At 73.4% G+C, this 23156-nt stretch carries 20 protein-coding genes and 1 pseudogene; 7 read left to right on the top strand and 14 right to left on the bottom strand.

Going from position 1 to position 23156, the window contains the following annotated elements; genetic code table 11:
• Nucleotides 1–44: 44 nt before the first annotated feature.
• Together ACFHWE_RS16390 and ACFHWE_RS16385 are read right to left on the bottom strand one after the other, a co-directional pair.
• A complete protein-coding gene (locus ACFHWE_RS16390) occupies nucleotides 45–797 on the bottom strand; it encodes an MSMEG_4193 family putative phosphomutase (RefSeq protein WP_416602513.1) in 753 nt (250 codons plus the stop codon).
• A gap of 74 nt (nucleotides 798–871) precedes the next feature.
• Complete coding sequence (locus tag ACFHWE_RS16385) at nucleotides 872–1711, bottom strand: undecaprenyl-diphosphate phosphatase (protein WP_028649400.1); 840 nt, start codon at nucleotides 1709–1711, stop codon at nucleotides 872–874.
• 235 nt (nucleotides 1712–1946) lie between these two features.
• On the opposite strand from ACFHWE_RS16385, the gene ACFHWE_RS16380 reads away from it, so the two are divergent.
• Nucleotides 1947–2897, top strand: coding sequence for an aldo/keto reductase (locus tag ACFHWE_RS16380; RefSeq protein WP_416602512.1), 951 nt, complete (start codon nucleotides 1947–1949; stop codon nucleotides 2895–2897).
• Between the two features lie 88 nt (nucleotides 2898–2985).
• Complete coding sequence (locus ACFHWE_RS16375) at nucleotides 2986–4710, top strand: helix-hairpin-helix domain-containing protein (RefSeq protein ID WP_416602511.1); 1725 nt, start codon at nucleotides 2986–2988, stop codon at nucleotides 4708–4710.
• Between the two features lie 17 nt (nucleotides 4711–4727).
• On the opposite strand, the gene ACFHWE_RS16370 is transcribed toward ACFHWE_RS16375, so the two are convergent.
• The 6 genes from ACFHWE_RS16370 to ACFHWE_RS16345 all read right to left on the bottom strand — a co-directional run bounded on the left by ACFHWE_RS16370 (nucleotide 4728) and on the right by ACFHWE_RS16345 (nucleotide 9654).
• Nucleotides 4728–5087, bottom strand: coding sequence for a Uma2 family endonuclease (locus ACFHWE_RS16370; RefSeq protein WP_416602510.1), 360 nt, complete (start codon nucleotides 5085–5087; stop codon nucleotides 4728–4730).
• Nucleotides 5088–5141: 54 nt separating this feature from the next.
• Nucleotides 5142–5903, bottom strand: coding sequence for an SDR family NAD(P)-dependent oxidoreductase (locus ACFHWE_RS16365; RefSeq protein ID WP_416602509.1), 762 nt, complete (start codon nucleotides 5901–5903; stop codon nucleotides 5142–5144).
• 174 nt (nucleotides 5904–6077) lie between these two features.
• Nucleotides 6078–6842, bottom strand: a complete 765-nt coding sequence (gene fabI, locus ACFHWE_RS16360; protein ID WP_416602508.1) for an enoyl-ACP reductase FabI — start codon at nucleotides 6840–6842, stop codon at nucleotides 6078–6080.
• A 74-nt stretch (nucleotides 6843–6916) separates the two neighbouring features.
• Nucleotides 6917–7621, bottom strand: a complete 705-nt coding sequence (locus ACFHWE_RS16355) for a beta-ketoacyl-ACP reductase (protein ID WP_028649392.1) — start codon at nucleotides 7619–7621, stop codon at nucleotides 6917–6919.
• Nucleotides 7622–7747: 126 nt separating this feature from the next.
• The gene (locus ACFHWE_RS16350) at nucleotides 7748–8404 is read right to left on the bottom strand and encodes a response regulator (protein WP_416602507.1); all 657 of its coding nucleotides are present in this window, start codon (nucleotides 8402–8404) and stop codon (nucleotides 7748–7750) included.
• A complete protein-coding gene (locus tag ACFHWE_RS16345; RefSeq protein ID WP_416602506.1) occupies nucleotides 8401–9654 on the bottom strand; it encodes a sensor histidine kinase in 1254 nt (417 codons plus the stop codon). Before ACFHWE_RS16345 ends, ACFHWE_RS16350 begins: the two co-directional genes overlap by 4 nt.
• Nucleotides 9655–9994: 340 nt before the next feature.
• Here ACFHWE_RS16345 and ACFHWE_RS16340 point away from each other — a divergent pair, with 340 nt between their 5' ends.
• The 3 genes from ACFHWE_RS16340 to ACFHWE_RS16330 all read left to right on the top strand — a co-directional run bounded on the left by ACFHWE_RS16340 (nucleotide 9995) and on the right by ACFHWE_RS16330 (nucleotide 14917).
• The gene (locus tag ACFHWE_RS16340) at nucleotides 9995–10759 is read left to right on the top strand and encodes an ABC transporter ATP-binding protein (protein ID WP_416602533.1); all 765 of its coding nucleotides are present in this window, start codon (nucleotides 9995–9997) and stop codon (nucleotides 10757–10759) included.
• 2 nt (nucleotides 10760–10761) lie between these two features.
• Nucleotides 10762–13329: an ABC transporter permease gene (locus ACFHWE_RS16335; protein ID WP_416602505.1), complete on the top strand. Its 2568-nt coding sequence runs from the start codon at nucleotides 10762–10764 to the stop codon at nucleotides 13327–13329.
• Between the two features lie 73 nt (nucleotides 13330–13402).
• The gene (locus tag ACFHWE_RS16330; protein WP_416602504.1) at nucleotides 13403–14917 is read left to right on the top strand and encodes an MFS transporter; all 1515 of its coding nucleotides are present in this window, start codon (nucleotides 13403–13405) and stop codon (nucleotides 14915–14917) included.
• 14 nt (nucleotides 14918–14931) lie between these two features.
• Here ACFHWE_RS16330 and ACFHWE_RS16325 read toward each other — a convergent pair whose 3' ends face one another.
• The 4 genes from ACFHWE_RS16325 to ACFHWE_RS16310 all read right to left on the bottom strand — a co-directional run bounded on the left by ACFHWE_RS16325 (nucleotide 14932) and on the right by ACFHWE_RS16310 (nucleotide 17282).
• On the bottom strand, nucleotides 14932–15231 hold the full coding sequence (locus ACFHWE_RS16325; RefSeq protein WP_416602503.1) for a hypothetical protein: 300 nt from the start codon (nucleotides 15229–15231) through the stop codon (nucleotides 14932–14934).
• Between the two features lie 74 nt (nucleotides 15232–15305).
• Nucleotides 15306–16124, bottom strand: coding sequence for a polyprenol monophosphomannose synthase (locus ACFHWE_RS16320; RefSeq protein ID WP_416602502.1), 819 nt, complete (start codon nucleotides 16122–16124; stop codon nucleotides 15306–15308).
• Nucleotides 16125–16272: 148 nt separating this feature from the next.
• Complete coding sequence (locus ACFHWE_RS16315) at nucleotides 16273–17079, bottom strand: DeoR/GlpR family DNA-binding transcription regulator (RefSeq protein ID WP_416602501.1); 807 nt, start codon at nucleotides 17077–17079, stop codon at nucleotides 16273–16275.
• Nucleotides 17076–17282, bottom strand: coding sequence for a hypothetical protein (locus ACFHWE_RS16310; protein WP_416602500.1), 207 nt, complete (start codon nucleotides 17280–17282; stop codon nucleotides 17076–17078). The genes ACFHWE_RS16315 and ACFHWE_RS16310 overlap by 4 nt, the downstream gene beginning before the upstream one ends.
• Nucleotides 17283–17383: 101 nt before the next feature.
• Here ACFHWE_RS16310 and ACFHWE_RS16305 point away from each other — a divergent pair, with 101 nt between their 5' ends.
• Nucleotides 17384–18154: a 4'-phosphopantetheinyl transferase family protein gene (locus ACFHWE_RS16305; RefSeq protein ID WP_416602499.1), complete on the top strand. Its 771-nt coding sequence runs from the start codon at nucleotides 17384–17386 to the stop codon at nucleotides 18152–18154.
• A gap of 56 nt (nucleotides 18155–18210) precedes the next feature.
• On the opposite strand, the gene ACFHWE_RS16300 is transcribed toward ACFHWE_RS16305, so the two are convergent.
• Nucleotides 18211–19365: an acyl-CoA dehydrogenase family protein gene (locus ACFHWE_RS16300; RefSeq protein ID WP_416602498.1), complete on the bottom strand. Its 1155-nt coding sequence runs from the start codon at nucleotides 19363–19365 to the stop codon at nucleotides 18211–18213.
• Between the two features lie 207 nt (nucleotides 19366–19572).
• Nucleotides 19573–21408 (bottom strand): acetolactate synthase large subunit, encoded by a 1836-nt coding sequence (locus tag ACFHWE_RS16295; RefSeq protein WP_416602497.1) that lies wholly within the window; start codon nucleotides 21406–21408, stop codon nucleotides 19573–19575.
• Nucleotides 21409–21817: 409 nt separating this feature from the next.
• Here ACFHWE_RS16295 and ACFHWE_RS16290 point away from each other — a divergent pair.
• Nucleotides 21818–23153, top strand: a pseudogene (locus tag ACFHWE_RS16290) (ABC transporter substrate-binding protein).
• Nucleotides 23154–23156: the final 3 nt, after the last annotated feature.

Genomic DNA, 23156 nt, shown 5'->3' with positions numbered 1-23156 from the left:
CGACACCGCGCTCGGCTACGCCCCGTACGCGCCCCGCTTCGCACCTACTCCGCGCCCTCCTGGGCGCCCGCGCCCCCGCCGACCGCCGCGTCGCCCGAGGCCTCCCCCCGGGTCGGCAGGCTCCCCGCCAGGCCCTCCCCCGTGTCGTTGAGCTTGTTCAGGAAGGGGCGGGTGCGGGTGTAGGTGATGGAGGTGACCGAACAGGGGTCCACGCGCAGGCGCTGGAACAGGTCCAGGTGCAGGCCCAGGGCGTCGGCGACGATCGCCTTGATGATGTCGCCGTGGCTGCACACGACGTACGCGGGGGGTTCGGCGGACTCGGTGGACCGGCCCTGGAGGAGGCGGGTATTCCAGTCGCGGACCGCCCCGACGGCGCGCGCCGAGGCGGCGGCGAGCGCCTCGCCGCCGGGGAACCGTGCGGCGCTGGGGTGTTCCTGGACCACCCGCCAGAGCGGTTCGGCACCCAACTCGCCCAGGGTGCGGCCTGTCCAGCTTCCGTAGTCGCACTCGATGAGGCGGTCGTCGACCGCGACCGCGGCGCCCAGGTGCTCGGCGACCGCCTCGGCGGTCTCCCGGCAGCGTTCGAGGGGGCTGGACACCAGGGCGGCGGGGCGCAGCCCGGTGAGCCGGTGGGCCAGGTCGGCGGCCTGGGCGCGGCCGGTGTCGTTGAGGTGGACGCCCTCGGCCCGGCCGGCCAGCAGGGGGCCGGTGGCGTCGGTCATCCCGTGCCGGACGAGGAGGAGGGTGACCGCCTCCGGGGCGGGCGGCGGGGCGTCGGCTGTCTCGGATGTCGCCATGGGCCCCACAGTAGCGGCGACGGTGCCCCGGCCGAAGGGGCTCGGCCGGGGCACCGGGAGACGGGGCGCGGCGGCTATCCGACGCCGGCGCCGCCCTGGGGGTCGAGCGTGCCGGTGAAGACCAGGACGAGGATGAGCACGCCCAGGGCGACGCGGTAGTAGACGAACGGCATGAAGCTGTGCGTGGAGATGAACTTCATCAGCCACGCGATGACGACGTAGCCGACGACGAAGGCGACGAGGGTGCCGACGATGGTGGCGCCCCACCCGGCGTACTCGCCCCCGCCGATGTCGAGCATCTTGTACAGGCCCGACGCGAACACGGCCGGCAGTGCGATGAGGAACGCGAACTCGGCGGCGTCGGGGCGGGTGAAGCCCATCAGGCGGCCGCCGGTGATGGTCGCGCCGGAGCGGGAGACGCCCGGGATGAGGGCGAGGGTCTGGAAGAGGCCGAAGGCCACGCCGCGGGACAGGTTCAGGTCCTTGATCTCGCGCTCGCGGCGGGCGAAGTGGTCGACCGCCCCGAGGATGAGGCCGAAGACGATCAGTGTCAGGGCGATCAGCCGCAGGTCGCGGAAGACGCTGTCGATCTGGTCCTCCAGCAGCAGGCCGAGGACGCCGATCGGGATGGTGGCGATGATGATGTACCACCCCATGCGGGCGTTGATGTCGCCGCGCAGGTCCCGGTTCACCAGGGAGCGGCACCAGGTGGAGATGACCGCCCAGATGCGCTTGTGGAAGTAGAGCACGACCGCCAGTTCGGTACCGATCTGGCTGACCGCGGTGAACGCGGCCCCGGGGTCGGGCCAGTTGAAGAAGGCCGCGAAGACCCGGAGGTGGGCGCTGGAGGACACGGGGAGGAACTCGGTCAGTCCTTGGATGAGACCGAGGACGACCGCCTCGAAGATGGACACTGGGATCGAACTTTCGTCAGGGTCCGGCGCTGGGGGCGCCGGAGCACGGCCAGGGAAGGAAGGGACCCCGCCGCGGCGGGGCGGAGGAGGACGGCGCCCGGCGGCATCCGTGGCGGGTCCGTCGCCGATACCGGGGCGTTCCCGGTGCTCACCGGGCAAGGGGGACGGTAGCAGAGCATAGCCGCGACCGCCGGACCTCGGACTTCCCCGAGGTGGACACGGTACTCTCCAGGCTATGGAACAGCGGCAGGTGGGCAGATCGGGGCTGTGGGTGTCACGAACCGCCCTGGGCACGATGACCTGGGGAAAGGACACCGGTGAGGAGGACGCCGGGCACCAGCTCACCGCGTTCGTCGACGCGGGCGGCACGCTCGTGGACACCGCCGACATCTACACCGGCGGACAGAGCGAACGCATCCTGGGCCGCCTGCTGGGCGCAGCGGTGCGCCGCGAGGACGTGGTGGTGGCGACCAAGACGGGGCACACCCCGGAGGGCTACCGCGCCGTGGACGCCTCCCGGCGGCACCTGCTCGCCTCCCTGGACGCCTCCCTGCGGCGGTTGCAGACCGACTACGTGGACCTGTGGCAGCTCCACGTGTTCGACGCGGCCACCCCTCCCGAGGAGTCCCTGGCCGCGATGGAGGAGGCGGTCGCGGCGGGCAAGGCCCGGTACGTGGGCACCGGCGACCTGAAGGCCTGGCAGTTCGCCACCCTGGCCACGTGGCAGCGCGCCCTGCCCGGACGCGTGCCCCTGGTGAGCGCCGGGACAGAGTACTCACTGCTCAACCGCGGTGCCGACCACGCGCTGCGGCCCGCCGCCGCGGCCGCCGGGGCGCACCTGATCGCGTGGTCGCCGCTGGGCCGCGGGGTGCTCAGCGGCCAGTACCGCGACGGGGTGCCGCCGCGGTCGCGGGCGGCCCTGGCGCACATGGCGCCCTACGTCGAGCCCTACCTGGACGGGCGCAGCCGCCGCGTGGTCGAGTCGGTGTGCACGGCCGCCGAGGGGCTGGGGGTGCCGCCGCTGGCGGTGGCGCTGAGCTGGGCCCGCGAGCAGCGGGGGGTCGCCGCGGCCGTGGTGGGTCCGCGCACCCCCGAGCAGTTGGAGCAGATCCTGCGCGTGGAGCGGGTCGAACTGCCCCCGGAGATCCGGTCCGCCCTGGACGACGCCACCGACGACGGCCCCTGACGCCGGTCGGCCGGGAGCGGAAGGTCACCCGGAGTGGATAGGGTTTCCTGCGTCCTAGCGAACCGCGTGACGAAGGGGACCAGCCGAGGTGTCCGAGGCCGTCGAACAGGTCAGTGCCGTCCTCGACCGGATGGGCGCCCCGCCCTCCCTGGCCCCGCGGCTGGTCGCCGCCCTGGGGCCGGGCGCCGCCGCGGAACTGGACGCCGATCCGTGGCTGCTGCTGCGGCTGCCCCGGGTGAGCGTCGAACAGGCGGACTTCTGCGCGCGCAGGCATCTGGGCCGGGGCGCCCGACCCGACGACCCGCGCCGGCTGGGCGCCCTGACCGCGCACGTACTGCGCCAGGCCGCCGCGCGCGGGCACACCGCGCTGGAGGAGCGGCGGCTGGCGACCGTCGTCGGCAAGGCCGGGGCGCCCGACCCGGCCGCGGCGCTGGAGGCCGCCGAGGCGTCGGGGAGCACGGTGGTGTTCGAGTCCACCGACGAGGGCGACGAGGACTTCGACTTCGAGGACGGCGTCCCTGAGGTCCCGGAGGCCGAGCGCTTCCACGCTCTGCCCGACCTCGGCCACGCCGAACAGCGCTTGGGCGCTCAGGTGGCCCGCCTGGTCGACACCGGCGAGCCGGTCATGGACGCGCTGACGGCGGCGGAGACCGCCCAGGCCGAGGCGGAGCGGCACGGGTTCGCGCTGGGCGGGGAGCTGGGCGCGGCGGTGGTGACGGCCGCGCTGCGCCCGGTCACGGTGCTGCTGCACGGCCCCGGCGACGCCGCCGAGGCGGCCAAGGCGCTGCTGTGCCTGCACGGGATCGGGGAGCGCAGCGAGGTGGGGTGCGCCGTGGCGGCGCCGACCGCCCAGAGCGCGGCGGCCGTGGCGGCCGAGCTGGGCCGCCTCACGGAGTCCGCGCCGCCGGTGGTGCCGCTGGCCCGACTGCTCGCCGCACCCGTGGCGGCGGGCCTGGTGGTGGTGTGCGAGGCGATGGCGCTGGACACCGTCCGCATGGCCGAACTCGTCTCGGCCTGCCCGGACGGCACCCAGTTGGTGCTGGCCGCCGACCCGCGCCAGGCACCCTCGGCCGGACCGGGCCGGGTGGTGGCCGACCTGGTGGCCTCGCGGACCGCGCACACCGCCGTGCTGGAGGTCAACGGGCCCGTCACGGGACCGCTCACCGAACTGGCCTGGGAGGTGGCGGGCGGCGCCTGGGCCGATGTGGAGTCGCCGGAGCGCGAGGTGGTGCGGGTGCCCGCGGCCTCGCCGGAGGAGACCGTCCACCGGGTGCTGCAACTGCTCACCGACTCGATCCCCCGCGCCCTGGAGATCGGCTCCGAGCACGTGCAGGTGGTGGCGGTGCGCGAGGACGGCCCGGCGGGGACGGCGGCGGTCAACGCCGCGTGCAAGGAGCGGCTCAACCCGGGGCCGGGTGAGCACGGCGGCCTGGACGTGGGCGACCGGGTGCTGCTGGCCGCCGGCGGCCCGGGGTACACGCGCGGCGACGTGGGCTACCTGCGCGCGGTGGACGAGGGCGTCGCGGCGGTGGAGCTGGCCGACGGCTCGCGGGTGGACACCGATCCGGGGACACTGCGCCCGGGGTGGGCGGTGACGGTGGCCGCGGCGCACGGCAGCCGGTGGCCCGCGGTGGTGCTGGCGCTGACGCCGGACGCGCCGCTCTCGCGTCCGCTGGTGTACACGGCGCTGACCCGGGCGGTGCGCCACGTGTCGGTGGTGGACGCCAGCGGCGGCGGCCTGGAGGCGGGGGTGCGCGACAACCCGGGCGCCGAGCGCACGACCCGCCTGGTGGGGGTGCTGCGCGAGGCCTGAGCGCCCCGCGCGGGCGGTCAGCCGGTGTAGCGGGGGAAGACGCCGGTGTCGATGCGGACGTCCTTGAGCGGCTTGGGCAGGACGACCTCCTCACCGAACACGGTGTCGTGGTGGGCCCGGTACTCGCCGCCGCGCGGGTCCCAGTACACCCGCACGGTGCCCTCCCTCGGGTCGATCAGCAGGCAGAGGGGGACGCGCCACCGCGTGTACAGCGACGGCTTCACCTTGGTGTCGTTGCTGTGGTTGCTCGGGGAGACCACCTCGACCACGCAGTCAACGTTGTCGGGGTCGACCAGCCACCCGTCCTCCTCCTCGACCTCGACGGGAACGATGAGCAGGTCCGGCGAGGCGAAGTCCTCGCCCTCCGGCGCCTCCACCGAACTTTCCAGTATTCATTGTGCCCCTGCCCGGTCCCGGCACGCCGATCCGGCTCACACGCGGTCGAGGAAACCGCCGTCGACCACGAGGTTCTGCCCGGTGGTGAACGCGGAGGCGGGGCTGGCCAGGAAGGCGATGGCGCGGGCGATCTCCTCGGGACGGCCCAGGCGGCCGCAGGGGATGCGCTTGCGGATGGTCTCGTAGTACTCGAAGTCGGTCTCGCGGCGGCGGTCCCAGCCGCTGCCGGGGAAGTCGACGGGGCCGGGCGAGACGGTGTTGACCCGGATGCCCTCCCCGGCCCACGCGCGGGCGAGGGAGGCGGCGTGGTGGTTGAGGGCGGCCTTGACCGCGCCGTAGGCCGCGGCCCCTGCGGGGCGGGTGGTGTGCAGGGCCGAGGTGGTGGAGACCAGGATGATCGCGCCGCTGCGCTCGGAGGCGACCAGGTGCGGGTGGGCGCGCTCGGCCAGGCGCACGAAGGGCAGCAGGTCGGTGGCGAAGTTGCGCTCCCACTGGTCGGGGACGCGGCTGCTGCCGGCGGAGACATTGGAGACCACGATGTCGATCCCGCCCAGGTACTGGGCGGCGGAGTCGACGAAGGCGTCCAGCGCGGCGGTGTCGGCGACGTCCAGGGCCCGGGTGTGGACCACGCCCCCCGCCTCGCGGAGCCCGGCGGCGGCCTCCTCCAGGGGTTCGGGGGAACGGGCACAGATCGCCAGGTCTGCGCCTTCCTTGGCGAACACGCGGGCGGTGGCCAGGCCGATGCCCCGGCTCGCCCCGGTCACGATGACGCGCGATCCCGACAATCCAAGGTCCATGCTCTGTCCCCTCCTCGCGGCCGGTGCCGTGGGGCAGGCTACACCGGGCCGGGGCCGCCGGGGCGGACCCGGGCCGGTCCCGGTCGTGTTCCCCGCGCCGCTCGGCGGGCGTCCGACCGACGGGGGCACGGAGAGGCCCCCGCCGCGGCGGGGGCCGTGGTGCGGGGGCGCGGCTCAGGCTCCGGTGGAGTGGAAGCCGCCGTCGACGTGCACCACCTCGCCGGTGGTGGCCGGGAACCAGTCGGAGAGCAGTGCCACGACGGCCTTCGCGGCGGGTTCGGGGTTGCTCACGTCCCAGCCCAGCGGGGCGCGCTGGGGCCAGTGCTCGGCCAGCTCGGAGAACCCGGGGATGCTGCGCGCGGCCATGGTGCTCAGCGGACCCGCGGAGACCAGGTTGACGCGGATCCCCTCGCCGCCGACGTAGCGGGCCAGGTAGCGGGCGGTGGAGGTGAGCGCTGACTTGGCCACGCCCATCCAGTCGTAGATGGGGTAGGACACGCTGTTGTCGAAGTCCAGGGCCACGACCGAGCCGCCGTCCTTCATGAGCGGCATGAGGGAGGTGGTGAGCGACTTCAGCGAGAAGGTGGAGGTGTGCATGGCCGTGGCCACGTCCTGCCACTCGGTGTTGAGGAAGTTGCCGCCCAGGGCCTCCTGCGGCGTGAAGCCGATGGAGTGCACGATGCCGTCGATGCCGTCGACGTGCTCGCCGACGCGGGTGGCGAGGCTGGCGAGCTGCTCGTCGTCGGTGACGTCGAGTTCCAGGACCGGGGGCGTCTCGGGCAGCCGTTTGGCGATGCGCTCCACGAGGCTCATCCGGCCGTAGCCGGTGAGCACGAGTGTGGCGCCCTGCTCCTGGGCCAGGCGTGCCACGTGGAAGGCGATGGAGGAGTCGGTGAGCACCCCGGTGACGAGGATGCGCTTACCTTCGAGAAGTCCCATGGTCGGGTGTGTCCGTCCTGTTCCTGGTCGGTCCGGTGGGGGCGGTCGGCTGGCGGTGTGGTGGAGGGGCCGTCTCAGTGGCCCATGCCCATGCCGCCGTCCACGGGGATGACGGCGCCGGTGATGTAGGCGCCGCCGGGCCCGGCGAGGAAGCCCACGGTGCGGGCGATGTCCTCGGTGCTGCCGTAGCGCCCCAGCGGGATGTTCTTCTTGATCTCCTTCTGGCGCTCCTCGGGCAGCTCGGCGGTCATGTCGGTCTCGATGAACCCGGGGGCCACCACGTTGACCGTAATGTTGCGGGACCCGAGTTCGCGAGCGAGGGATCGGCCAAAACCGACCAGCCCGGCTTTGGAGGCCGCGTAGTTGACCTGGCCGCCGGAGCCTGTCAGGCCCACGACGGAGGAGATGAGGATGATGCGGCCGCTGCGCTTGCGCATCATGCCGCGCACGGCGCGCTTGGCGACGCGGAAGGACCCGGTGAGGTTGGTGTCCAGGACGGAGGAGAAGTCGTCCTCGCTCATCAGGGCCAGGAGCTGGTCCTTGGTGATCCCGGCGTTGGCGACCAGGACCTCGACCGGCCCTTGCTCGGCCTCCACCTCCTTGAAGGCGGCGTCGACCTGCGCGGAGTCGGTGATGTCGCAGCGCACCCCGAAGAGCCCCTCCGGTGGCTCGCCCGAGCGGTGGGTCACCGCGACGCTGTCGCCGCCCGCCGCCAGCTCCCGCGCGATGGTCAGGCCGATTCCGCGGTTGCCGCCGGTGACCAGAACCGATCTCGACATTGAGGGCACCTCTTCTCCTGTGGCCGGGGTGAGCAGCCACGACGTGATGTTCCAGGGATGGGATCGCCTTGCAGAGTACCGAGGTACCCGCCGGTAACGGCAACCGAGGCACCCGGGAGGCGCCCTTCAGACCCAGCCCGCGTCGTGGGCGAGGATGGCGGCCTGCACCCGGTTGGCCAGCCCCAGCTTGGCCAGGATCCGGCTGACGTGCGCCTTGACGGTGGCCTCCCGCATGCCCAGAGCACGCCCCGCCTGGGCGTTGGACCTGCCCTCGGCGACGGCCACGAGCACCGCGCGCTCGCGTTCGGTGAGGACCGACAGCCTGCGTTCGGCCTCCGGCCGCCCCTGCGAGGGCGCTGGGCCGGGGGCGGCGAAGCGCTCCAGCATGCGCCTGGTGACGCTCGGCGCGAGCATGGCGTGGCCCTCGTGCACCGTGCGCACCGCCGCGAGCAGGTCGCGGGGCGGGGTGTCCTTGAGCAGGAACCCGACGGCTCCGGCGCGCAGCCCCCGGTGCACGTACTCGTCGAGGTCGAAGGTGGTGAGAAGGACCACCCTCGGCGGCGCGGGAAGCTCCGCGATCCTGGTGGCAGCGGTGAGCCCGTCGGTACCGGGCATGCGGATGTCGAGCAGGAGCACGTCGGGTACCGACTCCTCGGCGAGGCGGAGGGCGTCCCCACCGTCGCCGCCCTCCCCGACCACCTCGACGTCGGGCGCCGACTCCAGGATCATCCGAAGCCCGGACCGGACCAGTGCCTCGTCGTCGACCACGGCCACGCGGATCATCGGACGCTCCCCTCCACCGCTGTCTCGTGCCCTCGCGCGGCGGGCAGGAGGGCCCGCAACCGCCATCCCCCGTCGAACCGGGGGCCCGCGGTGAGTGTGCCGCCGACCAGTGCCACGCGTTCGCGCAGACCCGCCAGACCGTACCCGCTGTGGGGCGGCGGCGGGACCGGCGCGGCGGCGGGGCCGTTGGCGACCTCCACGCGCAGGGAGTCGCCGTCGCGGTCCACCGCCACGGTGACCGGCGCCCCGGGGGCGTGCTTGGCGGCGTTGGTCAGCCCCTCCTGGACGAGGCGGTAGACGGTGCGCTGGACGGAGGGGGGCAGGTCTCCCACGGTGTGGGAGCCGGTGCGCTCCACCTCCGTTCCCGCTCCGCGCCACTGCTCCACGAGCCGGTCCAGGTCGGCCAGGGCGGGCTGGGGCGCGGTGGGCGCCTCCGCTCCGGGTTCGTCGCGCAGCACCCCGAGGATGCCGCGCAGTTCGGTGAGGGCCTCGCGGCCGGTGGTGCGGATCAGTCCGGCCGCCTCGATGGTGCGCGGGTCGTCGGCCGAGACCTCCAGCCCGCCCGCGTGCAGGACCATGAGGCTCACGCGGTGGGCGACGACGTCGTGCATCTCCCGGGCGATACGGGTGCGTTCGGCGGTGATGGCGTGCTCGGCCCTCAGGTGCTGCTCGCGCTCCAGGCGCTCGGCGCGCTCCTGGAGGCGCTCGACGAGCTGGCGCCGGGTGCCCACCCACAGGCCCACGACCGTGGGCACGACCAGGAACGTCACGAGGCAGGCGAGGTAGACGAGGGGGTACAGGTTGGTGCCGGTGTACATTACCAGCGCCATCAGCGCGAACCAGCCGGATAGGAGCCTGCGCTCGGCTCCGCGGGCCGCATAGGAGTAGAGGGCGAAGGCGGCCGCGGCGATGTTTCCGCCCACCGCCAGGTAGGCGAACCCCAGGAACAGGAGCCGTTGCGGGTGCTTCCGGCGGTACAGGACGGCGAGGGAGTACAGAGCTGCGGCGCCGGAGAACCAGACGAGGGCCAGGACCGTGAGGACGGGCCAGGGAGAGACCGCGATCACCGCATCAGCCAAAGGCCACGCCCACGAGAACTGGACGAAGACCTGGCAGAAGGCGACGAACGGGAACAGGCCGAGGGCGTAGATCCAGTCGGCGAGGCGCACGCGGTGGGTCCACCACCGCTCCCGGCCGCGCCGCCACGTGTGGGCGGCACCGCCCGGCACCCCGCCGCTCCGCTTGTCCATGCGCCGGATTCTACGGCCGCGCACCGACCCGGACAGACCGTTTCGATCAGCAGGAAAATGGGCCGACGATCGTCGATGCGGCCGGTATCGCTCCAGGCCACGGGGTTCCCGCGCCGGTGCGGTTCTCCCGAAGCGACCGGCCGGGCCCCGACGAAAGTCGGTGACGGGGCCCGACGTCTGCATCGGCGAGGGCCATGCACCCACCCGTTCGGCCGGGGCACGGAATCATCCCGTAGGCCGATGAGAGCGGACGGGGTCCGCGCCTAGCGTGGGGACCGCGCCGGTCGGTGGTCCTCCCCCCCCGGTGCCCGTATACGCCGCGATCCTGGAGCCGTTCACCGTGACCGAGCCCGCAACCCAGCCCGCCCCTGCGACCACCGCACCGCCGGTGGTGGTCGCCCGGGGGCTGACCAAGACCTACGACACCGGTGACAGCCGGGTCCACGCGCTCGCCGGGGTGGACGTGGAGTTCCACCGCGGTGCCTTCACCGCGATCATGGGCCCTTCCGGTTCGGGCAAGTCCACGCTCATGCATTGCCTGGCGGGCCTGGACGCGCCCACCTCGGGCACGGTGCACCTGGGCGGAACCCCGATCACCGGCCTGCGCGACAAGGAGCTGACCCTGCTGCGCCGCGACCGGATCGGGTTCGTCTTCCAGGCGTTCAACCTGCTCCCGATGCTCACCGCCGAGCAGAACATCCTGCTTCCCTCCCAGATCGCCCGGCGCCCCGTGGACCGCGAGCGCTTCGCACACATCGTCGAGGTGGTGGGGCTGCGCGACCGCCTCGGCCACCTGCCCGCCAAGCTCTCCGGCGGACAGCAGCAGCGCGTGGCCGTGGCCCGTGCCCTGCTCAACGCCCCCGAGGTGGTCTACGCCGACGAGCCCACCGGCAACCTGGACTCGCGCTCGGGCGCGGAGATCCTGGAGTTCCTGCGCGACTCGGCGCGGGACCTGGACCAGACCATCGTCATGGTCACCCACGACCCGGTGGCCGCCTCCTACGCCGACCGCGTCGTGTTCCTGCGCGACGGCCGCCTGGTGGACGAGGTCGCCGACCCGACCGCTGAGACGGTGTCCTCGCGACTGTTGAAGCTGGAGGCCTGACGATGCTGCGCACCACGCTCGCCGGGCTGCGGCTGCACAGGTCCCGGTACGTGACGACCGTCCTGGCGATCCTGCTCGGCGTCATGTTCGTCTCCGGGACGATGGTCTTCGCCGACACCCTCAACGCCGGGTACGAGGAGTCCGTCATGGGCTCGGCCACCGGCGTCGACGCGATCGCCGAGCCGACCGCCCCCGGCCCCCCGGCCGAGGAGGGGCCCGAGCCGCTGACCGGCGACCATCTGGAGGAGGTCCGCGCCCTGCCGGAGACGGCCTCAGCCGGCGGCCTGGTCCGGAGCCAGGCCGTCCTGCTGGACGCCGAGGGCCGCGCGTTCGGCTTCATGCCCCCGGCCGCCGTCGCCTTCGACGGCCCCGTCCGGTTCTCCGCCGCAGAGGGCGCGCTGCCCTCGGGCGACGGCGAGATCGCCCTGGCCACTTCCACCGCCGGGCAGACCGGGTTCGGGGTCGGCGACACGGTGACCGTGCTCGACAGGCGGGAGCGGGAGCGGGAGTTCACCGTCACCGGCCTGGTCAACTTCGGGGTGGACCCCTCCTACAGCGGCAACGGGGCCGTGGTCCTCGATCCGGGCACCCTGGAGGAGGTCACGGGGGCGACCGGTTACACGGAGATCGACGCCGTCGCCGCCGAGGGGTACTCCGACCGGGAAGCGGCCGACGCCATGGCCGCGGCGCTGGGGTCCGCCGCTGAGGTGGCCACCGGTGAGGAGTTCGGTCTGGCCCTGGCGGAGAGCTTCGGCGCCCCGACGGAGATGCTGCGGATCGCCCTGATGCTGTTCGCGTTCATCTCGATGTTCGTCGCCGGGATCGTCATCTACAACACCTTCGCCATCCTCATCGCCCAGCGCCAGCGCGAACTGGCCCTGCTGCGGTGCGTGGGCGCCCAGCGCTCTCAGGTGTTCCGGTCCGTGCTCGCCGAGTCGGCGGTGGTGGGCCTGGGCGCCTCGGCTCTGGGCGTCCTAGCGGGTACCGGGGCCGGGGTGGCGGGCTCCGCCTTGGTCGGCCCGCTGGTCACCGGCACCGAGACGGGTGCGGACGCGGTCGTCACACCGGTCGCGGTGCTCACCGGTCTGACCGTCGGCACGGCCGTGACGGTGTGCTCGGCGCTCATCCCAGCGGTGCGCGCCACGCGCGTGGCCCCTCTGGTGGCGCTGCGCACGAGCGCCTCGGCGGCCGGGCTGGAGAAGGGCACCGGCCGGGTCCGCGTCGCGGCGGGGACCGTGCTCTTCACCGGTGCGGCGGCGCTGGTGGCCCTCACCCGCTACACCGGCCCCACCCAGGCGGGGCCGGTCCTGGTGACGGCCGCCATGCTGGTGGCGTTCGTGGGGGTGGTGGTCCTCGGACCGCTGCTGGTGCGCGGCGCGGTCCGCGTTCTGGGCCTGCCGCTGCGCAGGGCCGGGGTGGCGAGCACACTGGCCGTGGACAACTCCGCCCGCAGCCCCCGGCGTGCGGCCACCGCCATGATCGCCCTGACGGTGGGCGCCACGCTCATGACCGGGTACTCCGTGGTCAGCGCGTCCCTGGAGACGACCATGACCGCGCAACTGGAGGAGCAGTTCCCCATCGAGTACCAGCTCAACCCGCAGTTCTCTCTGGAGCCGATCGAGGAGGACGCGGACGGGGAGCCCGCCGTGCCCACCGTGCCCGCCGAGGTCCGCGAGGCCTTGGCGGACGAGCCGACCGTCGAGGCGGTCTACGGGCAGCGCACGACCCAGGTGACGCTCGGCGACGGGACGCCACTTTCGGTGATGACGTACACGGGGGCCGTGATCGGCACCGACCTGACCGCCGACGCCGTCGAGGGCGACGTGTCCGGCATGGGCCCCGGGAAGGTGCTGCTGGTCGAGCGCTACGCCGAGGCGGCCGGGGCGGGCGTCGGCGACACCTACACCGTCCCGGTGGAGGGCGGTACCGATCTCGAACTGGAGGTCGCGGCGCTCACCGACGGCACCGGCCGGTTCTGGGGCGCCACCCTCGACGAGTCCGACTTCACCGCTGCCTTCCCTGAGGTCGACGGCGACGAGGTCCTGTTCGTCGACGGCGCCGACGGCGCGGACCCCGCCGATCTGCGCGAGGCCGTCTTCTCGGCGGTCGACGACCACCCCACGGTCCAGGTCGGCTCGGCCGCCGAGATCAAGGAGCAGCTCTCCTCGATCATGGACATCGCGTTCTACACCATCGCGGCGATGCTGGGACTGGCGATCGTCATCGCGGTGTTCGGCATCTCCAACACGATGGCGCTGTCGGTACTGGAGCGCACCCGCGAGTCGGCGCTGCTGCGGGCGCTGGGGCTGGCCCGCTCCCAGTTGCGGCGGATGCTAAGCGTGGAGGCGGTACTGCTGTGCCTGATCGGCGCGGGGATCGGCATCGTGTTCGGAGTGCTGTTCGGCTGGGCGGCGATCGTCTCGGTCCTGCCCGACCCACGGATCTCGGTCCCCCTGGGCCAGATCGCGGTGTTCGTCGCGATCGCGGTCCTGGCGGGGCTGCTGGCCTCGGTCGTGCCGGGGCGGCGCGCCGCGGGCACCTCGATCACCGGGGCGCTGGCGAGCGAGTGAGGCCCGGAGCACCCGGTGCGGCCCCTGCCGTGCGGAGGGGGCCGCACCGTACCGTTGCCCGGGGAGGTACGCGATGAACACTCGGGGCACGGCTCCGGCGGGTGCGGTGGCGTGGGGGACGCCCACCGCCCGGTGGAGCTTGGCGGCCACGGTCCTCGGTTCGGGCATGGCGTTCCTGGACTCCACGGCGGTCACCGTGGCCCTGCCCGCCATCCGGCAGGAGTGGGACACGGGGCTCTCGGGTCTGCAATGGGTGGTCAACGGCTACATGGTGACGCTGTCGGCACTCATCCTGCTCAGCGGTTCGCTGTCCGACCGGTTCGGGCGGGTGCGGCTGTTCACGACGGGGGTCTGCGTGTTCGCGCTGGCCTCGGTGCTGTGCGTGTTCGCGCCGACCCTGGGCTGGCTGGTGGCGGGACGGGTCGTGCAGGGGGTCGGAGGCGCGCTCCTCACCCCCGGGAGCCTGGCGATCCTCCAGGCGGGCTTTCGCGAGGAGGACCGGGCTCGGGCGATCGGGGCGTGGTCGGGGCTGACGGGGGTGGCCTCGGCCGCGGGGCCGTTCGCGGGCGGCTGGCTGGTGCAGATCGGCGACTGGCGGCTGATCTTCCTCATCAACGTGCCCCTGGCCGCGGCCGTGCTGCTGATCGCGTGGTTCAAAGTGCCCGAGTCGCTGGACACGGCGGCGGGGCACCGGCTGGATCTGCCCGGCGCTCTGCTGGGGGTCGTGGCGCTCGGCGGGATCACCTACGCGCTGATCCAGTGGGGAGCCGTGGGTGGAACACCCGCGGTGTGGACCGGGGCCGGGGTCGGGGCCGCGGCGCTGGCGCTGTTCGTCGCGGTGGAACGGCGCAGCGGTGATCCGATGCTGCCGCCGGGCCTCTTCGCCTCCCCCGCCTTCACGGTGGCCAACCTGGTCACCGTCCTGGTCTACGGGTCCCTGGGGCCGCTGCTCTTCCTCCTGGTGGTCTACCTCCAGGAGGCTGGCGGGTACACGCCGGTCGCCGCGGGCGCCGCCTCCCTGCCCGTCACCCTGCTGATGCTGGCGCTGTCGGCGCGCGCGGGCAGGCTGGCCGCCCGTATCGGCCCGCGTCCACAACTCGTCGCGGGTCCCGTGCTGCTGGCGGGCGGGTTCCTCCTGCTGTCGCGGCTGGGAACCGCCGACCCCTACGTGACCGGTGTCCTGCCCGGAGTGCTCCTGGTCGGCCTGGGGCTGTCGACAGCGGTGGCACCGCTCACCTCGACGGTCCTGGCCGCGGCTCCGGAGCGGCACGCGGGGCTGGCGTCGGGGATCAACAACACGTTCGCGCGGGGAGCGCAGCTCATCGGGGTGGCCGCGGTCCCGGTGCTCGCGGGGATCGGCGGGGCCGGGGACCCGGGAGGGGGGTCGGGGGCTCTGGCGGACGGCTTCGGCTCGGCGATGGCGATCCTGGCCGGCCTGTGCGCGGCCGCGGCGCTGCTGGCCCTGGCGCTGCCGCGCGGGCGCGTCACCGCACCGGCCGCGGAACGGCCCGGCCGGTTCTGCGGAGTGTCGGGGCCGCCGCTGCGGGAGTGCCCGGGTTCGTGTGCGGGGCATTCCGACTGCCGGTGACGCCTCCGGATGGTTCAGGACACCTCGTTGCCGGACGCGGTGTCCGGTTCCCCGGCGATCTCGGATTCGGGCACCACGCTCAGGGCCTCCTGTTCGGCGCTGCGGCCGCCACCCCAGTCCTGGCGTGGGACGACCCCCTGCCGCTCGGCGCGCACCTCGTCGCTGATCCCCAGTTCGCCACGGCTGTCGTCGTCGACGAAGCTGTACTCGACGATGTTGTACTCGGGGTCGATCCCGCTCTCGGTCTCGGCGATCGCGCTCTCCTGGGGATCGTCTCCCAGATCGGTGTCGACATCGTAGGGCTGTTCACTCACGGTGGCCCCTCCTTCCCCCGTTGCTCCGATGATCCCAGGTCGGGGCGGCTAAGGGAAGGAACCGGGTCCCGGGGTCAGCGGCGGGCGCGTTCGGACCAGCGCAGGCGCAGCGGCCGCAACGCGGCCTCCAAGGCGACGGCCCCGTCCAGTTTGCTCTCCCCTGCGGTGCGGTCCTCGAAGTGGATGGGGATCTCCACGAGCTTCTGGCCGCGGCGGAAGGCCCGGTGGTGCATCTCGATCTGGAAGGCGTACCCGGTGCTCTGGATGCTGGGCAGGTCGATGGCGCGCAGTGCGGCGGCGCTCCAGATCTTGAAGCCCGCGGTGACGTCGCGGATGGGCAGGGACAGCACGGCCTTGGCATAGGTGTTGGCCCACCCGCTGAGGAGCCGCCGGTGCGCGCCCCAGGCCTCGGACAGGCTGCCGCCCGGCACGTAGCGGCTGCCGATCACCACCCCGGCGTTCGTGGACAACTGGGTGCCCAGCAGTTGGGGCACGTAGCCCGCGGGGTGGCTGAGGTCGGCGTCCATCTGCACGACGTGGTCGGCGCCATCGTCGAGGGCGCGGGACATGCCCGCGACGTAGGCACGGCCGAGGCCGTCCTTGTTCTCACGGTGCACCACGCTGAGCCGTTCGCCGTGTTCGGCGGCGAGCTTGTCGGCGACCTCTCCGGTGCCGTCGGGGGAGCCGTCGTCCACGACGACGGCTCTCAGCCCGGGAAGGTCCAGTGCCATGAGCTGCCCGACCAGGACCGGCAGGTTCTCCGCCTCGTTGTAGGTGGGGACGACCACGCTCACCCGTGCGGCGGCCCATGAGGGGGGCAGTGCGACGGGCGGGGGTGAGATCCGTACCGGGGCTCCGGGGGCACGGTCGGGACGGGAGGACTGTTCGTGCATACGCGGCGGCTCCTCGGCTCCTGCGTGTCTACGGTGCGGGTTCCGGAGGCGGCCGAACCCGGGTCCGCGCATCCGGCGCCGACCGCGTCGACAGGTACCGACCGTAGGACACGCCCGGAACCGGTCAGGCACGGTCGGCCTGATGCGGTCACTCCCTCCGTTCCCTGTCTGCGACGACGACGTGGACGAGGGCGCCGCTCTCCTCCAGCGTGACGACCTGCTCCGGGTCGGCTCCGCTGTCGGTGACCAGGTGGGCGATCTCCTCGGGGGCGACGGTGGGCACCATGGTGTCGGTGCCGATCTTGGTGTGGTCGGCCAGGACCACGGTCTCCTCCGCGCAGGCGGACAGGGCCCGGTCCACCCCGGCCACGGCGGGGTTGGGGGTGCTCAGTCCCCGGTCGGCGCTGACACCGTTGCCGGACAGGAAGGCGCGGGTGACGCGCAGTCCGGCCACGCCGGACTCAGCGGCGGGGCCGACCAGCGCCCGGATGGTGCCGTGCAGGGTACCGCCGGTCACCAGGACCTCCACCCCGGGCGCGCCGGTGAGGGCGTCAGCCACGCCGAGGGAGTTGGTGACCACGGTCAGCTCACCGCACGAGCGCAGCGCTCGGGCGAAGGCCTCGGTGGTGGTGCCCGGTCCGATGGCGATGGCCTCCCCGGGGCGTACCAGGCGAGCCGCGCGGGAGGCGATGGCCGCCTTCTCCGCGGCACACTGGTCACCGCGGCCGGAGTAGCTCTGTTCGTGGCCGATGCGCCCGGGCAGGGCGACGCCGCCCCGCCTACGGTCGACGAGTCCGTCGGCTTCCAGGGCGCGCACGTCGCGGCGGATGGTGACCTCGGAGGCGCCGAGTTCCTTGGCGAGGTCCCGCAGAGAGACGGTGACGCGGGCGCGCACGAGGTCGAGGATGCGCTCCCGGCGCTCGGCGGCGAACGCCGGTCGGCCCTCCTCGGTCATGGAACGCGGGCCCCTTTCGTCCGCTGCGGCGGAATCCTCTTCCCGCCCCTGGGCCTCCAGGGTACGGGCCCTTGCCGTTCGTCCTCCTCCCGGGAGGCCTCCCCCTCCTCCGTCCCGGCCGTGACCAGGGTCACGACCAGGACCGCCGACAGGGCCACCAGTCCGATGACCGTTCCCGCTCCGAACAGCACGACGACCGACATCCGGGCCTCCCAAGGGCGGCTTGACCTGCTGTTTGCCGGATTCCCTGTTTCGGTTGGGCTCACACCGCCCGGGACCCGGAACTTGGGAGGACAATGGGTGCATGACGCTTCGCTCCGCCCCCTCGACCGCCACCGTGTGGTGGGCCCGCACCTCCTCCGCCGACGACCGGCTCCTGCGCCTGCTGGACGAGCGGGAGAGGTCCCGCAACGCCCGGCTGCGCCACCAGGCCGACCGCGACCGCCACCTGCTCGGCAGGGCGATGGCCCGGCTGGCCCTGGCGCGGGCGGCGGACTGCCCGCCGGAGAAAGTCTCCTTCGACCTGGTCTGCCGCTCCTGTGAGGACAAGGCGCGGACGGGGGCCGAGCCGGGCGGTCGGGAGCCCCACGGCAAGCCCGTCCCCTCCGGCCCGGCGCTGGGCTGGGAGATCTCCGTCAGCCACTCGGGCGAGTGGGTGGTGCTGGCCCTCACCGAGGGGGTACCGGTGGGGGTGGACGTGGAGCGGGTCTCCGACGCCCGCGATCTGGACGGGCTCGCCGACTACACCCTGGCCGAGTCCGAGCGGGCGGTCTGGAGGGCGCTGCCGCCCGCCGAGCGCACCGGCGCCTTCTTCGGCTACTGGGCCCGCAAGGAGGCCCTGCTCAAGGCCACGGGCCTGGGCCTGTCCGGCGGACTGCGCAGGGTGAGCGTCAGCCCGCCGCACGAGGCGGCCCGGCTGGTGGAGTGGACGGGCGGGGGCGGCCCCGGCGCGGTCTGGCTGACCGACCTGGACCGGGAGGAGGACTACCGTTCCGCGCTGGCCGTGCTCACCGGCGGAGAGGTGGAGGTGTCGGTCCGCTCCCCCGGGGACACCGCGGCACTGCTGCGCGGCTGAGGGGGCGCTCCGCACGGCTGCTGCCGCGGTCGGGCGCCCCTGTGCACCGGGCCGCCTCACGCCCCGCGTGCCAGGTGGCGGCCGATCACCAGGCGCTGGATCTGGTTGGTGCCCTCGACGATCTGGAGGACCTTGGCCTCGCGCATGTAGCGCTCGACGGGGAAGTCCCGGGTGTAGCCGTAGCCGCCGAGGACCTGGACGGCGTCGGTGGTGACGCGCATGGCGGTGTCGGTGGCCATGAGCTTGGCCATCGCCGCCCGCGCTCCGAAGGGCCGGCCGGCGTCGCGGAGCCTGGCGGCCGACAGGTACAGCTCGCGGGAGGCCGCGATCTGTGTGGCCATGTCGGCGAGCAGGAAGCCCACGCCCTGGAAGTCGCCGATGGGCGTGCCGAACTGGTGCCGCTCGCGCGAGTAGGCGAGGGCGGCCTCCAGCGCCGCCTGCGCGAGCCCGACCGCGCAGGCCGCGATCCCCAGGCGTCCGGAGTCCAGCGCGGCCAGGGCGATGGCGAACCCCTGGCCCTCCTCGCCGATGAGGGCGTCGCCGTCGAGTTCGACGCCGTCGAAGAGGACGCCGGCGGTGGTGGAGGCCGACATCCCCATCTTGCGTTCGGGGGGCGCGGCGCTCAGCCCCGGGACGCGGCCGGGGACGTGGAGGCAACTGATGCCGCGGGCGCCGGACCCGGGGGCCCCGGTGCGGGCGAAGAGCGTGTAGTAGTCGGCTCGGCCGCCGTGCGTGATCCACGCCTTGGCGCCGTCGACGCGGTACCCGGCGGCGGTGCGCTCGGCGCGGGTGGTGAGGGCGGAGGCGTCGGAGCCGGAGCCGCTCTCGGAGAGGCAGTAGGCGCCCAGGAGGCCGCCGCCGAGCATGGCGGGCAGAAGGGCGGACTTCTGGGCGCGGGTGCCGAAGGCGGCCAGCGGGAAGCACGACAGGGTGTGGACGCTCACCCCGAGCCCGACGGTGAGCCAGCCGCGCGCCAGTTCCTCGACGACCTGGAGGTAGACCTCGTGGGGCTGGCCCCCGCCACCGTGGGCCTCGGCGTAGGGCAGGCCGAGCAGCCCTGCGGAGCCGAGTGTGCGGAAGGCCTCGCGGGGGAAGGCGGCGTCCTCCTCGTCCCGGTCGGCGCGCGGGACGAGCTCCTTGTCCACGATCTCGCGGGTGAGCTCCAGAAGCTGTTCCGCCTCGGGTGTGTGCAGTGTGCGTTCGACCGCCATGTGCCCTCCCGCGGTTGCGCCGCCCCGTGACGAATATAGTAGGTCGTCCAACTATATGGTGACGGGCGCCACTCTGCCAGTGCGCCGCCCCGGCGCTCCCGGCTTCCGGCGACGGCCGGAGACCGTTCCACGGCTGCGGTCCGGGTGGGCCTTCACCGTGCTGCGAAGGCCCACCCGCGGCGGACGACGGCAGAGCGCCCCCGCCCCCTATGCGCCGTCGCCGAACGCCGCCTCGTGGTCGCGGGCGTACCGGATCCGGTCGTTGCCCACGCCCTGCGGCACCATCGGCCAGACCATCGCGTCCCTGCTGACGACGAAGTCGATCACGACCGGCCTGTCGTCGATCGCCAGGGCGGCCTCGATCGCCCCGTCGATCCCGGCCTCGTCCTCGACCCGCAGCGCGGCGCACCCGTACGCCTCGGCGAGCCGGACGAAGTCGGGGACGCGCACGGCGCGCTGTCCGGCGCCCAGGTCGCTGTTGGAATAGCGCTGGTCGTAGAACAGGGTCTGCCACTGCCGGATCATCCCCAGCGAGGAGTTGTCGATGATCGCGACCTTGATCGGGATGCCGTTGACCGCGCACGTCGCCAGCTCCCGGCCCGTCATCTGGAACGAGCCGTCCCCGTCGATCGCCCACACGACACGGTCGGGTTCGGCGACCTTCGCGCCCATCGCCGCGGGGACCGCGTACCCCATCGTCCCGGCACCGCCGGAGTTGAGCCAGGAGTGCGGGCGCTCGAAGCCGATGAACTGGGCCGCCCACATCTGGTGCTGACCGACACCGGCCGTGTAGACCGCCTCCGGGCCGGTGAGCTCCCCGATCCGCCGGATCACGTGCTGCGGGGCGGCGAGCCCGTCGCTCGTCGGCGAGAAGCCCAGCGGGTACTCCCGCCGGAGCCCGTTCAGGAACGACCACCACTCGGACAGGTCCGCGCGCTCCCCGGCGACGGAGCGGAGCGCCGCACTCAACTCGGGGAGGGCGGCGCGCGCGTCGGCCACGATGGGCACGTGCGCGTGCCGGAGCTTGGAGATCTCCGCGGCGTCGATGTCGATGTGGACCACGCGCGCGTCCGGGGCGAACAGGGCCCGGTCGCCGGTGACGCGCTCGTCGAAGCGCGCGCCGACGGCCACGAGCAGGTCGGCGCGCTGCATGGCGAGCACCGCCGGAACCGTTCCGTGCATGCCCGGCATCCCGAGGTTGAGCGGATGCGAGTCCGGGAAGACCCCGCGGGCCATGAGCGTGGTGACCACGGGGGCTCCGGCCAGTTCGGCGAGTTCGCACAGTTCGGCGGCGGCCCGGGCACGCACCACGCCGCCGCCCGCGTACAGCACCGGCCGGGAGGCGCGTGCGATCTCGCGGGCGGCCCGGTGGACCTGTGCGCGGCTCACCTTGGCGGCCGGCCTGCCGAAGGCGTCGTGGCCCTCGGGCGGCCATGAGAAGGGGGCACTGCCCTGCTGTGCGTCCTTGGTGATGTCCACGAGCACCGGACCGGGCCTGCCGCTCGACGCCAGCCGGTGGGCCTCGGCGAGGACGCCGGGGATCTTCGACGCTTCCGTGACGAGGTAGGAGTGCTTGGTGACGGGCCTCGTGATGCCGACGATGTCGGCCTCCTGGAAGGCGTCCGTCCCCAGCCTGTCGGAGGGGACCTGGCCGGTGATCACCAGCAGGGGCACCGAGTCGAAGTGTGCGTCCATGACGGCCGTGACCAGGTTGGTGGCGCCCGGTCCGCTCGTGGCCATCACCACACCGGGGCGACCGGTGGCGGCGGCGTAGCCCGAGGCGGCGTGCCCCGCGCCCTGTTCGTGGCGGACGAGGACGTGGCGCAGGCTCGGCGCGTCCATGAGCGCGTCGTAGGTCGGGAGGATGGCTCCGCCCGGCATACCGAAGACGTCGGTCACCCCGAGCAGTTCGAGTGAGCGCACGACCGCCTCGGCGCCGGTCGACGCGGGCGCGGACTCCTGGGGAGGGGAGGCGGCCACGGGGCGGGGGGCCGCCGCGGGAGGGGGCGGCTGGTGCGCTGTGGACACCGATGGCAGAGACAAGAGAACACTCCTCGGCACGTGGGATCACGCATCGCAGCCCCTACCGGAGACGGAGGCTGTACTGCGATGCGATGGGACGGTCGCTGGGCTCAGAAGTGGTCCGGATAGGAACTGCCCTCACCGTGGTCGCGCCGGCGCGGCTGATAGCTCGCGGCACATGGGGCGACCCGGTCGCGCCGGATACGGCCGGACGGCTCCCGATGGTCGGTGCCGCCAGCGCCGGATCATCCTATCAGCGGGGAGGCCGCACGGCCGCGGCGAAGCCGGGGCGCTCCCCGGGAGTCGCGGACGCACGGGGCGAACCCGCCAGTAACATATGCGTGGGCAGACATCCCATCATCGGCCTTCACCGGGCCGCAGTATCCCCCCGTGCCCGACGAACAGCACCTTCCATTCCCGGGACACCTCCATGCGATCACTGACCATCTCCGCCTCGGCGCTGGCCGTCGCGCTCCTCGCGGCCTCCTGCTCCGGCGGGGAGAAGGCCGACAGCGCCGCCGCGCCCGCCGGGGACCCCGCCCAGGGCGTGAGCGACGACGCGGTCGTCGTCGGCACGCACCAGCCCCTGTCCGGCGCGGCCTCCCCCGGCTTCGTCCACGTGTCCACGGGCGCCCAGGCGGTCTTCGACTACGTCAACGACAACGGCGGTGTCCACGGGCGCCGAATCGAGTACGTGGTGAAGGACGACGCCTTCGACCCGGTGCGGACCCAGACCGCCACCGGTGAACTCCTGGACGAGGAGGAGATCTTCGCGATGGTCGGCGGGCTGGGCACCCGGACCCACGAGGCCGTCATCGACGAACTCAACGACCGCGGGGTCCCCGACCTGTTCGTCTCCTCCGGCGCGCTGTCCTGGGACCGGCCGGAGGAGTACCCGTACAGCTACGGCTTCCAGCCGGACTACACCCGTGAGGCCAAGGTCCAGGCCCGCTACATCGCGGAGAATCTCCCGGGGGAGAAGGTCGGCCTGCTCTACCAGAACGACGACGTGGGCCCGGCAGCGCAGGCCGGGATCGAGCAGTACCTCACCGACGAGGTCGTGGCGTGGGAGGCCTACGACCCCAGCGTCCCCGAGCTGGGCGGACAGATCGCCGACCTCAAGGAGGAGGGGGCCGACGTCGTCGTCTGCTCCTGCATCCCCTCCTTCCTCGCCCTGGCGCTCATGGAGGCGGCCCAGGCCGGCTACGGGCCCCAGTGGGTGGCCCCCAGCTTCGGCGGCGACGCGGCCGTGGTCGCCGGTGTCATCGAGGAGTACTCGGCCGGCACGCCCCTGGAGGACGTTCCGCCCGCGAGCCTGGTCGACGGCCTCATCCTGACCTCCTTCCTGCCGATGGCGTCCCAGACCGACGACCCCTGGATCGGGTTCTACCGGGAGGTCCTCGACGAGTACGCCCCCGAGGGGACGCCCTTCGTCGACACCACCGTCTACGGCATGGTGCAGGCGACGCTCTTCGCCCGGCTGCTGGTGGAGACCGGCCCCGACCTGGACCGCGCGGGCCTGCTGGAGACCCTGCACTCCCACGACCTGGCCGGGCCGGGCCTGGTGCCGTTCGCTGCCACCGAGGAGGACCACGCCGGGTACACCGGTGTCATGGTCGCCCGGATCCGGTCCGGCGAGGAGCCGGAGATCCTCCAGGGGGCCCCAGCGCACCGACCGCGACGGAGGTGAGATCCTCGACGTCGAACTCGACCGCCCCGGCCCCGACGAGGTCCGGCTCTTCGGCGGGGACGAGAACCCCGGGTAGGCC

This window comes from Nocardiopsis sp. LOL_012 (assembly GCF_048060475.1).
In the GTDB taxonomy this organism is placed as follows: Bacteria; Actinomycetota; Actinomycetes; order Streptosporangiales; family Streptosporangiaceae; genus Nocardiopsis.
The sequence above is the reverse complement of the archived record's forward strand: the minus strand, read 5'-3'. Positions and strand labels throughout refer to the sequence as shown.